Below are 11,802 nucleotides of genomic sequence, written 5' to 3'. Positions count from 1 at the left end.
CCAAACGAGTGATGTCGTCAGATTGTCCGACGATCCGCACTCTAACTCAGACGACGGCTCCGTCGTCACCGCCGTCACCCGGAGGGAGCCGGTCCTTCATCCGGAAGACCAGCGTGAGGAAGCCGCCGATGAATCCGGTGACCGCGAGCGTCGTGATCCGGCCGGTGCCGAAGTCGAGCAGGGCGGCCAGGATCAGCAGCAGCGGACCGCCGAGCAGCCCGAGCCACGCGAGCCGGCTGATCCAGTCCAGCCGCGGCCCGCGCGGCGGCTCCGGCGGGACGTAGTGCTCGTGCGCGTCGTCGGCCTTCCTGGCCGGCGGCTCGGCGTCCTCGGTCTTCTTCTCCTCGACGGTGAGCCCGGCCGGTACGTCGATCAGCGGCTCGTACTTGTCGTCGACGTCCTCACTCGCCGGCCACCGCGCGACCTTTTCCTCGCCGCCGTCGTGCCCCGGCGCGGACGGTTTGTTGAACTGTTCCACCAGCGACTGCCACTCGGCGTCCTCGGTACTGCGGTCGATCACCGGACGGGCCCGCTCCACCGCCTCGGCGTCGACGAAGATCTCGTCGTACCCGACCGGGATCCGGACCGGTTCCTCGGCCTCCTCCGGCGTCCGGGCCTCGCTCTGGTTCTCGCAGTACGCCGCGATTCCGGCCGCCTTGAGCGCGTCGAGCACCGGCTCCGCGATCAGCGGATCGATGCCTCCGAGCGACGTGTACGACGTCGCGGTCAGTCCGTTGTCACGCATCGCTGCGCTCACTCCTGGGCTCACTCTTGGGCTCGCTCAGCCGGCTGATGAAGGCTGTCGAGTCCGCGAAGATCCGCGGGGCGTCGTTGTCCAGGGTTGCCACGTGGTAGCTGTCCTCGAGCAGGGTCTCGGTCACGTCGCGGGACGAGATCGAGGACAGCACTTCCCGCCCCGAGCTCGGCTCCACCACATGATCGACAGTACTGCGGAACAACAGCACCGGCTGCGTGATCTTCGCCAGATCGTCCCGGGTGATCTTCCACAGTTGCGACAGCGACTGCAGCGCCCGCAGCGGCATCCGGTCGTACGCGCCCTCGTCCACGCCGGGCTTCTTGATGTCGTTCGAGATGCCCGGGAACGACGGCACCAGCTTGGACAGCACCGGCAGCAGCACCAGCCGCTTGTCGTCGGCGCGCACCGACGGGTTGATCAGGACCAGACCGGATACGTCCTCGCCATGCTGCTCGGCGAGCCGCAGTACCAGGCAGCCGCCCATCGACAGCCCCACCAGGAACACCCGGTCGTGCTCCTTGCGCAGCCGCTCGAGCTCGTTGTCGAGTACGGCGTACCAGTCCGGCCAGGCGGTCTTGTTCATCTCCGGCCAGCTGGTCCCGTGACCGGGCAGCCGCGGCACGGAGACGCCGTACCCCTCGGCGGCCAGGTGCTCACCGAACGGCCGCATCGACCGCGGCGAGCCGGTGAATCCGTGGCTCAGCAGTACGCCGACGGCGGCGTTCTCCCCGGTGCCGGGACTGCGAAACTCCTCCGCGTGGGCTTGCACTGGCACGCTCGACTCCTCGCCGTTCAGTGTCCTCACAGACGCGCCTGCAACTAGGCCTCGTAGGCGCGTGACAATCGTCGCATCTGGGCTGCATCCAGTCTGCATCCAGGTGACAACACGGTGAGCAACGCCCACATTCCTGGCGGTGACATTGCCTGAGGGGGAAGCTGGAACGTAGTGTCCGCACCGGAAGGTGGCGCGCCGGAGTTGTCGCGTGACCGCCACCGGCGGGCACTGGTGCCGGACGCAGGTACGGGCCGACGATGGTGACGTGGGCTCTCAGTGAGTGCTGGTGAGTGTCGGGCGAGTGACGGAGGTCGAGGCGGATGCTGTACCTGTTCCTCAGACGGTTCTTGGTCGCACCACTGGTCAGGCTGTTCTTCCGGCCCAAGGTGACCGGGGCGGAGCACGTGCCCTCCGACGGTCCGGCGCTGCTGGTCAGCAACCACCTGGCGTTCTGCGACTCGATCTTCCTGCCGGTCTCGATTCCGCGGCAGATCGTCTTCCCGGCCAAGTCGGAGTACTTCACCGGCCCCGGCCTCAAGGGGAAGCTGGTCGCCACGTTCTTCCGGTCCGTAGGCCAGATCCCGATCGACCGCTCCGGCGGGCGTGCCTCGCTGGCCGCGCTGAACACCGGCCTGGGGATCCTCGAGAAGGGCGGCCTGTTCGGGATCTACCCCGAGGGCACCCGCTCGCCCGACGGCCGGCTGTACAAGGGCAAGACCGGCGTCGCCCGGATGGCGATCGTGGCCGGCGTCCCGGTGATCCCGGTCGCGATGATCGACACCGAGAAGCTGCAACCGCCCGGCCGGATCTGGCCGGTGTGGTTCTACCGCGAGAAGGGCCGGCTGCTGCCACGGCTGGTGCGCCCGGGCGTGGCGTTCGGCAAGCCGCTGGACTTCTCCCGCTACGAGGGCATGGAGCGCGACCGCTTCGTCCTGCGCTCGGTCACCGACGAGATCATGTACGCCCTGATGGACCTGTCCGGCCAGGAGTACGTCGACATGTACGCCGACAAGGCCAAGGAACTGCTCAAGGCCGGCGAGTCGATCGACGAGCACGTCCGCCTCGGCGACACCAAGGCGAGCTGACGCTTTTCCAGCCGTCGTACGGCGAGGATTGCCGTCATGGACAACGACCTGAACGTGCTCGGTGAGCCGCTCGAGGAGTGCGGCACCGACCCGGTGACCGGGTTCTACCGCGACGGCTGCTGCACGAGCGGGCCGGAAGATCTCGGCAACCACACCGTCTGCGCGGTGATGACCGCAGAGTTCCTAGCCCACCAGGCCTCGATCGGGAACGACCTGATCACCCCACGCCCCGAGTGGCAGTTCCCCGGCCTGAACCCGGGCGACCGCTGGTGCGTCGTAGCAACCCGCTGGCTCCAGTCCTACCACGCCGGCGCCCCGGCCCCCGTCGTACTCGCCTCAACCCACGTCCGCGCCCTGGACACCATCCCGTTGGCCGCCCTCCGCACCCACGCCGTAGACGTCCCCCAAGACCCCAGCTCCCTCACCTGACCGGGCCCCCGCCCGCCCCGCGAGCGATCGTGGCGGTGCTAGGAGGGTTTTGCTCGGATAGCGCCAGAATCCCTCCTCTTAGGTGCGGAAAATCCTCCTTGGAGCGAGCAAGTGGGGGAGCATGGAGTGAGAGTTCCGGTCCAGCCGCGGAGGGCGAGCGCCGCGCCGACCTGGCCCGCAGTGGCGCAGGGATCGATCACCAGCTGATATCCGAAGCGCAGCGTGGTCTTGCCTTGCAATGTCGCTGCGTTGTCCCTGTGCATGTCTCGCCAGGTCGAGATTGCATCGGCATGTCCGGTGCGACCGTCGAGCTCGACGATCAGGTCGTACGGAACGTACTCGACATCGCGGTAGTCCACCGTCAAGTCACCTGCCGAGCCGCTCGTCGCACGGACCTGTCGAGTGCCGGCAGGCAGACCGTGAGCACGTTCGACCCGGGTCAGATACACCTGCTCGAGGAACGATTGCACGCCGTACGCGGCGTCCGACAGGATCGGTCTCAGCAGCTTGCGTCCACGGAGTCGTGGTAGCCGGTTCAGTTCGGCGAGCAACCGGTCAGGTGTCGTCCGGCGCTGACGGCAAGCGTCGAGAACGATTGCCGCCTGACGATCCGGGTCGAGTCTTCGGGCGGCCGCGGTCAGTACGGCGATCTCCAGGCGTGCGACGTACGGCTCACGTCCATCGACCAGCCACGAGGCGAGGTCTTGGTGGCGGGTGAGCCGGATGCCGGACCGCCGCTCGATCCGACGATTCTGCGGTACGGCGAGGTGGATCGGCGAGTCCTGCCAGTCGCCGCTCAGTCCGTACCAGCGCAGCGCCGTATCAGCGGTCAACGCAGCGTCGGGACCGCACGCCAGCCAGGCGGCCCAGACGCGGGCCGACCACGGCAACGGGCCGGTGAAGTCGGCGTACACGCCTTGGTGGATCCGCTGGATCTGCCGGTTCCGGCACCGCCGCGCCAACGTGTTGTCGTCGATCCCGTGCGCCACAGCCTGGGCGCGAGTGAACATGCCCTGCTGCCGGCCGCGCAGCTCGACGAACCGTCGTATCCGCTCATCGTCCGCCTCCACCTCTGTTCGCCGAAGTCCGTCCACACCTACAACATGCCGTCGATCACCCTCCTCGCTCGCGACGAGTTAGGCCCCTGTGGACAACCTCCCGCCGGATCCTGGCGGATTTCACCCGCTGAAGAGGCATTTCTGTCCTAGGAGAGATTTGGGCAACGGTGAGGGGCGAGGGGAGGTGGTGAGACGTGTGGGTGGGGTCCGAGGGGGGTCAACTAGGCTGAGGGTATGCAATTTGCGACGTTGACGGCGGGGCAGGTTCCCGGGGTTCCTACGCTGGAGGAGTTGCGGGGGCTGAAGCCGCTGCAGCAGCCGGAGTGGCCGGATCAGGGTGTGCTCGAGCAGGTGATCACGGAGCTCCGGAGGCTGCCGCCGCTGGTGTTCGCCGGTGAGTGCGACGACCTGACGACGAAGATCGGTGCGGTCGCCCGCGGTGAGGCGTTCATCCTCCAGGGCGGCGACTGCGCGGAGACGTTCGCGGGCGTGACCGCGGAGAACATCCGGGCCAAGCTGCGGGTGCTCCTGCAGATGTCCGTCGTACTGCAGTACGCCGCCAGCGTGCCGGTCGTGAAGATCGGCCGGATCGCGGGCCAGTACGCCAAGCCGCGCTCGTCCGGCGAGGAGACCCGCGAGGGCGTCACGCTCCCGTCGTACCGCGGTGACGCCGTGAACGGCTTCGACTTCACCCCCGAGTCGCGGATCCCGGATCCGCAGCGCCTGCGCGGCGTCTACAACGCGGCGGCCGCGACGCTGAACCTGACCCGCGCGTTCACCACCGGCGGGTACGCCGACCTGCACCAGGTGCACGCCTGGAACACGGACTTCGTGAAGTCGTCCCCGGTCGGCCGCCGCTACGAGCAGCTGGCGTCGGAGATCGAGCGCGCGCTCGCGTTCATGCGGGCCTGCGGCGCCACCTCGGACGAGTTCCGGACCGTCGACTTCTACGCGTCGCACGAGGCGCTGATTCTTGAGTACGAGCACGCCCTGACCCGGATCGACTCGCGGACCGAGCTGCCGTACGACGTGTCCGGCCACCTGCTCTGGGTGGGGGAGCGGACGCGGCAGCTGGACGGCGCGCACGTCGAGTTCCTCGCCTCGCTGTCGAACCCGCTCGGCGTGAAGATCGGTCCGACCACCACGCCGGAGTACATCCGGGCCCTGATCGACAAGCTGAACCCGAAGGGCATCGAGGGTCGGCTCACGTTCATCACCCGGATGGGCGCGGGGAAGATCCGCTCGGCGCTGCCGCCGCTGCTGGAGGCGGTCCGCGACCACGGCTCGCCGATCGCGTGGGTGTGCGACCCGATGCACGGGAACACGTACGAGACGCCGAACGGTTACAAGACCCGCAACTTCGACGACGTGATGGACGAGGTGCAGGGCTTCTTCGACGCCCACCAGCAGGTCGGGACCTGGCCGGGTGGTGTCCACATGGAGCTGACCGGCGACGACGTCACCGAGTGCCTCGGCGGCGGTGAGGAACTGGTCGCGGAGGACCTCGTGAACCGGTACGAGACCGCCTGCGACCCGCGGCTGAACCGGCACCAGTCCCTCGAGCTGGCCTTCCTGGTGGCGGAACGCCTGCGCGGCGCACAGGCATGATCGATCTCCGCTCGGACACCGTCACCCGCCCGTCCGCGGAGATGCTGGCCGCGATGACGTCGGCCCCGCTCGGCGACGACGTGTACGGCGAGGACCCGACGGTCAACGCCCTGGAGGAGCGGGTCGCCGGCCTGCTCGGGCACGAGGCCGGCCTCTTCACCGTCACGGGATCGCTCGCGAACATCCTCGGCGTACGTTCTTTGGTGCCGCCCGGCGGTGAGGTGCTCTGTGAGGCGAGCGCGCACATCGCGCGGGCCGAGCTCGGTGCGCACGCGGCCGTTAGCGGCGTCACGACGCGGACGTGGAGCGCGCCGTCCGGGCAGATCGACCTCGAGCAGATCCGCGCGCTGATCGCGCCAGACCTCGGTCCGTACTTCGTCGTCACGTCGGCCGTCTCGGTCGAGAACACGCACAACTTCGGCGGCGGGTCGATCCAGCACGGGTACGACGTACTCGCGGACGAACTCGATGCGCGCGGAATTCCGCTGCATCTGGACGGCGCCCGGTTGTGGAACGCTGGTGTCGCCAGTGGACGGTCCGTCGCGTCTTTTGCCTCGCGAGCGGCCGCGGCGAGCGTCTGCCTGTCCAAGGGCCTGGGCGCGCCGGTCGGCTCCGTCCTTGTGGGCTCTGTGGAGCTGATCCGCGAGGCGCGCGTGTGGCGCAAGCGTCTCGGCGGGGGCTGGCGGCAGGCCGGCGTACTGGCCGCGGCCGGGCTGTACGCCGTTGAACACAACGTCGAGCGGCTGGCCGAGGACCACGCGAACGCCCGCGCGATCGCCGAGGTGCTCGCCGACGCCGCGCCCGGCTCGGTGAAGCCCGACCAAGTCGAGACCAACATCGTCGTCGCCGACCTGGCCGCCACCGGTCGCACAGTCGCCGACGTGGTGGCCGGCGCTCGCGACGCCGGCGTACTGGTCGGTGGGGTCGGGGCGACCCAGCTGCGGATCGTCACGCATCTCGACGCCTCGGCAGCTGATTGCCGTCAGGCCGCAGAAGTTCTGGCGCGACTGATCGGCTAGTGTTCAGCTGTCGGGGTCGCAGCGTTCGGGGAGAGCCGTGCGAGAGATCGTCGTGTTCAGCGGAAGTGCCCACATCGAGTTGGCGGAGCAGATCTGTAAAGATCTCGGCGTACCGCTTTCTCCGGTAGAGATCCATCGTTTCAGCAACGATTGCCTGCAGGTCCAACTGCAGGCGAACTGCCGGCAACGAGACGTGTACATCGTGCAACCCCTCGTCCCGCCGACGCAGGATCATCTGATGGAGCTGCTGCTGATGATCGACGCCGCCCGCGGCGCGTCGGCGCAGCAGATCACCGCGGTCATCCCGCACTACGCGTACGCACGGTCCGACAAGAAGGACGCGTCCCGGATCTCGATCGGCGGCCGGCTCGTCGCCGACATGCTGACCACGGCCGGCGCCAACCGGGTGCTGACGATGTCGCTGCACGCGCCCCAGGTCCACGGCTTCTTCTCGGTCCCGGTCGACCACCTGACCGCGATCGGCATCCTCGCCGACCACTTCCGCGGTCGCGACCTGTCCGACACCGTCGTGGTCAGCCCCGACCTCGGCAACGCGAAGACCGCGACGCAGTTCGCCCGGCTGCTGGGCCTCCCGGTCGCGGCCGGCAGCAAGCAGCGGCTCTCCGACGACCGCGTGGTCATCGACACGATCGTCGGCGACGTCGCCGGCAAACGCGCGATCGTCCTCGACGACGAGATCGCCACCGGCGGCTCCATCGTCGAACTCCTGGACCGCCTGAAGGACCGCGGCTGTACGTCGGCCGCCGTCGCCTGCACCCACGGCCTGTTCGCCGGCCCCGCGGTCGAGCGCCTCCGCTCCCACCCCTCCATCACCGAGGTCATCAGCACCGACACCGTTCCCCGCCCCACCGGCTTCCCCGACCTGCAAGTCACCTCGGTCGCCGGCCTCTTCGCCGAAGCCATCAAACGAATCCACGACGGCGAATCAGTCAGCAGCCTCTTCGACGGCGTAGACCCCACCCACGCCCCACCCCAACCCAAACTCCCGTTCTAGAAGTAACCAACCTCCGAGCGCTCCCACCCACCCCCGGCTCAGCGCCGTCTTCCAGCTGCCGGCTACCGCCGGCGAGCTGCCGCCCGCCTTCAGCTCGCTACCGCTCGCAGGCGACCACCAACCCAACGCCCGCAACCAAACGGACTCGTGCTGCTGGCGACTGCAACGTCCCGGCCCTGCCGCATCCAGCGCTGCACCTGGCGGCGCACCACGAGCGAACCGACAGCAACTCTGCTGGCTGTGGGTTCGACCCCCACCGTGTCTACAAATCCCCAGGTCAGGCGCAGGTCGGCGCCTCGGCAGGGGCCCGAGACCTGCATCTACTCCACCAATTTGCAGAGTTGGTCAAGGACTGCCCGGGCAATGGGGCACTGCCAACGCCACAGCCGCCGGGTCCCGGCAGCCAGCTGGCGGTGCGCTTATCGCGTTCTGTCGCACTGCTCTCGCTTGGGTCTGATCTCCGCCCCGTCCGGCCGTTGAGCTGCCACGTGCAGCAGACGGTGGAGGTCTGACCTCAGTTGACCGCACCTTCCGATCGGGACGTGGGGCAACATCCGATCCCCTAGTGAGAGGGAGAACGACAATCCCGTAGTGAGAGTGAGAACGACAAGGGCAAGGTGCTGGCCTGGAGCGCTGCTGCGTACGTCCGATACCACGACGAACATGTCCGTGAGGTCACGGGCAGACCAAGGTCATCGAGCGATCCTCCACTCATGACGAAACTCCTTGGCGAGCACCTCGCGAGCTGCTTGCAATATCTGGACCGGTGTGACGTCAAGATCGAGCTAGCCGACCTATCGGGCCCAACGACCGGCGCTCGAACACCGGCCACGGCCTTGCTGAGCGATTGACACGGAGCAAACCTCGAATATGTCCACAGACACAAGCGAGAACGATCCAAGGATCGCCTCGACGCCAATTCGGCCGCCTGCCGTGGTTCACCCCGACGCGCTAGGGGTAACGAAGAAGATGCCACCGGACGACGGGATCGATCTCATACCTGCCTGAGGACCCCGAACTTCAATCGTCCAACTGATCCCAGCCAGTCGGGAGTCTGGGCGCGAATGGCTTGGAATGTGGTGCCCATGGCGACCAGTCCGCTGAGAACGGCCACCGTAGGTGAGAGATATCATCGATCGCCGACCTAGCCTGCCGCTCGGCGAACTCCATGGTTGAGGCATCCAGGATTCCTACCTTGCCTGCCCAACGAAACTCTGCCTCGTCCTTCAAGTTCCAGGACCTCAGATCGTCTGACACGGCCACGTCCAAAATTAAGTCAGCGCTGTCATAGCCGCAATGAGAGCTCTTCCATGGCAATTCGAGATTGATGTACCAACCACGAAATTGTCGCTGTACAGGGTTCCAGTTTCGCAAGATCGAGTATTGCCTGCTCTTCAGATGCACGCGCACATTCTCGCCCATGAACGCAGGTGCATCTTCGTATGAACCGTCCCACCCACTTGGCAGCATCCGGTTCCCGCGAGGTCCCTGCACTCTTGACCCGGATCGTTGCTTGGGAACTGAGCCTGGCAGATGGTGGATCGCGATCGAATCACCGGCGTCGCTGAGCATGATGGCCGGCATTGCGTACGTGATGTGCCTGAGTGAATCAGGTCGTGACTCCTGGATGCATCGCCAAACCACGATGTCGCCCGGTCTGTGCTGAGGTAATCTATCGTGCGGGCTGTCTGGAGCCACATGGACCTCATTTTCGACACAATTGATCTTGACGGCATGTGACTCTAGCAGCCGGAGCCCATGAGTTGAGGTCAATGAAGGTGGAAGGTTGACGTCTATGCGATCACTGCCCACGCTCCTACTTCTCTCTTGGGGCGGCGGCCTTGGGCACGTAGCGCGATGTGCTGTCGTTGGCCGTGCAGCTAGGGCTCGAGGATGGCGCGTGGTCATTGCAGTACGGAATATGCACGCAGAGGTCGCGCTAGTCCGAGAAGCGAACTGTGAGCCGGTTGTGTACCCCGCCAGCCTGATTCCGCGTCAGCTCTGGCAGTGCTGGAGGGACCACGATCACGTGCGAGATGCTGTTGAGGCCGACAGTGCCTTGATCGCGCGAGTAGGAGCGGACGTGGTCGTGCACGACAATCGACCGAGCGCGATGGTCGCGGCAACTGCGGCACGCGTTCCGGCCGTTTCGATCTGTCAGCAGGTGCATTTGGTCGGATTCACATATGACGGCGCGAGTCGGACATGGTCGTTAGCGGTGGAACCATTCAATCGCGTCCTTTCCTCTCTCGATCTTCCCGAAATAACAGAGGATCTCCGTGAGTTGTATGCGCGAGGGTTGATCGTCATTCCAAGCATTCCCGAGTTCGACCCAATTCCAGATCTGGACACAGTCGGAAATGTGAGCTATGTCGGCCCGCTGACAATGCTGAATGATCTAGGCGCTGCAGATGGCGGTCATGATATTGAGCGCAACGGCATATTCTTCTACAGAACTATGTTCGACGCTACGCGGGCGGAGGAGTTCCTCGATGCATTCGGCGACCTCGGCAGTGAAATCATGATAGCAACGGGCGATGGCAGTGTCGCACGGAGTCTCCGCGATTCATCCCGATTCGGGCGAGCTTCCATAAAGGTTATGTTCGACATGAGTGTGGTAGCCAGAACTGCCAAATGTGCAGTTACCATTGGAGGCCACGGGTCCTGTCTGAGTTGCATCCAGGCATCACTGCCGTCAGTTATCGTCCTCGATCCGAGTCCAGAGAGAGAACTCAATGCCAGGTGGATGGAGCGGATGGGCCTCGGGTACGTTCTCCGCCCGCCGACCACTCACCCGTCGGTCATCCCATGGGCGCAGATCCGCACATTAGCTGAGGGCCTCTCGTCTGATAGTGAGACTCGATCAAATGTGACAAAGTGGCGAGCGCGCCTCAATCGGGACGGAGCTGCGATCGCGGTCGATAGGATTGCCAATTTTGCAAACTTGTAGGGCGAGGGGTGTCGCATTACGACGCCAGCCGACCCAACTCAGGTCGACGGCAAGAACTTTCTATCTGCTGGGTGCGACCTTGAGTCATGGAGTCGTGCACGGATTCCATGATGTCGACGATGTGATAAGCAAGACCTGCGTCCAATATGGGCTGGCCGTTGTTATCTACGGCGGACGCCAGATCGCGTATCCCCGTGCCAGCCACAGGATATTGCGATGGTCGCATAGGGAAGTTCTGAGCTTCGCCGCCATCTCGTGGCAGGATGAGAACGCTGCCATTGTTGGTGACTGGGTCGGGCAACACAGCAGTCGCGTCCGAGCCATAGATCTCGATTCTTGGCAGACTGGTGTTCCAGACATCAAAGCTTGTCACTACGGTCGCGATGGCGCCGTTTTCGAAGGCTAGATTTGCGGATATGTGCGTCGGAACCTCCACCGGTATCAATTCGCCAATCCGGGGTCCTGTCTTTATCTCGCGATGGGGCCATGTGGTTCTGCCCATTGCTGAAACCTCGACAACCGGGCCAAACAGATTGATAAGGGCGCCCACGTAGTAGCCAGCGCGATTGTAGAATGGTCCGCCTCCCGGTGACGCATAATATCCACCTGGGTCGGGATGCCATTGCTCATGGCCGTGATTCATCATGAATGCAGTGGCGGCTACTGGGTTGCCGATGTGCCCAGCGTCAATCATTTCGCGGGCTGCCCGCATAGTACCAGTGAGGATCTGGTCTGGCGCACATGCAAGAAGGCGCGCGGATGACGCTGCCGTGCGGACAACTCGACGCGCTGCTTCCCGTGTTGTAGCGAGAGGTTTCTCTGAGTAGACGTGCCTTCCGGCCTCAAGGGCCGAGATCGTGATGGCTTCGTGCGCATGAGGAGGCGTCAGGTTGAGGACGATATCAACCGAGTCGTTCTGGAGTAGAGCATCGAGTGAATCAGCCACCTCGAATCCGTGAGCATTAGCGACGACTCGTGCGTTGGCCGGGTTCAAATCAGTACATGTAACCAGCGACAATCGGTCGGAAGCATGAATCCCTTCGATGTACTTAGAACTGACGCGACCGCAACCAACCATTCCCACGCGCAGAGGATCTGGATTCGCT

At 65.2% G+C, this 11,802-nt stretch carries 10 protein-coding genes; 6 read left to right on the top strand and 4 right to left on the bottom strand.

Features of this window, described 5'->3' with window-relative positions; genetic code table 11:
• Positions 1-46: 46 nt before the first annotated feature.
• On the bottom strand, positions 47-745 hold the full coding sequence (locus EV649_RS02280) for a hypothetical protein (protein WP_130379983.1): 699 nt from the start codon (positions 743-745) through the stop codon (positions 47-49).
• A complete protein-coding gene (locus tag EV649_RS02275) occupies positions 738-1,532 on the bottom strand; it encodes an alpha/beta fold hydrolase (protein WP_241997668.1) in 795 nt (264 codons plus the stop codon). The genes EV649_RS02280 and EV649_RS02275 overlap by 8 nt, the downstream gene beginning before the upstream one ends.
• 320 nt (positions 1,533-1,852) lie before the next feature.
• Here EV649_RS02275 and EV649_RS02270 point away from each other — a divergent pair, with 320 nt between their 5' ends.
• A complete protein-coding gene (locus EV649_RS02270; RefSeq protein WP_130379982.1) occupies positions 1,853-2,617 on the top strand; it encodes a lysophospholipid acyltransferase family protein in 765 nt (254 codons plus the stop codon).
• Between the two features lie 36 nt (positions 2,618-2,653).
• Positions 2,654-3,046: a DUF2237 domain-containing protein gene (locus EV649_RS02265; protein ID WP_130379980.1), complete on the top strand. Its 393-nt coding sequence runs from the start codon at positions 2,654-2,656 to the stop codon at positions 3,044-3,046.
• Between the two features lie 38 nt (positions 3,047-3,084).
• Here the strand turns inward: EV649_RS02265 and EV649_RS02260 are convergent, their stop codons facing one another.
• On the bottom strand, positions 3,085-4,140 hold the full coding sequence (locus EV649_RS02260) for a type IV toxin-antitoxin system AbiEi family antitoxin domain-containing protein (protein ID WP_130379978.1): 1,056 nt from the start codon (positions 4,138-4,140) through the stop codon (positions 3,085-3,087).
• A 198-nt stretch (positions 4,141-4,338) separates the two neighbouring features.
• Between EV649_RS02260 and EV649_RS02255 the strand changes: the two genes are divergently transcribed.
• The 4 genes from EV649_RS02255 to EV649_RS02235 all read left to right on the top strand — a co-directional run bounded on the left by EV649_RS02255 (position 4,339) and on the right by EV649_RS02235 (position 10,696).
• Positions 4,339-5,712 carry a 3-deoxy-7-phosphoheptulonate synthase class II gene (locus EV649_RS02255; protein ID WP_241997667.1) on the top strand — a complete coding sequence of 458 codons (1,374 nt, stop codon included), beginning with the start codon at positions 4,339-4,341 and terminating at the stop codon, positions 5,710-5,712.
• Positions 5,709-6,731 (top strand): GntG family PLP-dependent aldolase, encoded by a 1,023-nt coding sequence (locus EV649_RS02250; protein WP_130379976.1) that lies wholly within the window; start codon positions 5,709-5,711, stop codon positions 6,729-6,731. Before EV649_RS02255 ends, EV649_RS02250 begins: the two co-directional genes overlap by 4 nt.
• Before the next feature lie 37 nt (positions 6,732-6,768).
• A complete protein-coding gene (locus tag EV649_RS02245) occupies positions 6,769-7,746 on the top strand; it encodes a ribose-phosphate pyrophosphokinase (protein WP_130379974.1) in 978 nt (325 codons plus the stop codon).
• Between the two features lie 2,218 nt (positions 7,747-9,964).
• Positions 9,965-10,696 carry a hypothetical protein gene (locus EV649_RS02235; protein ID WP_130379970.1) on the top strand — a complete coding sequence of 244 codons (732 nt, stop codon included), beginning with the start codon at positions 9,965-9,967 and terminating at the stop codon, positions 10,694-10,696.
• A gap of 16 nt (positions 10,697-10,712) precedes the next feature.
• Here the strand turns inward: EV649_RS02235 and EV649_RS02230 are convergent, their stop codons facing one another.
• Positions 10,713-11,774, bottom strand: a complete 1,062-nt coding sequence (locus tag EV649_RS02230; protein ID WP_241998075.1) for a Gfo/Idh/MocA family oxidoreductase — start codon at positions 11,772-11,774, stop codon at positions 10,713-10,715.
• Positions 11,775-11,802 lie beyond the last annotated feature (28 nt).

Source organism: Kribbella sp. VKM Ac-2569 (assembly GCF_004216905.1).
Lineage (GTDB): Bacteria > Actinomycetota > Actinomycetes > Propionibacteriales > Kribbellaceae > Kribbella.
This window is presented reverse-complemented; position numbering and strand designations above follow the sequence as displayed.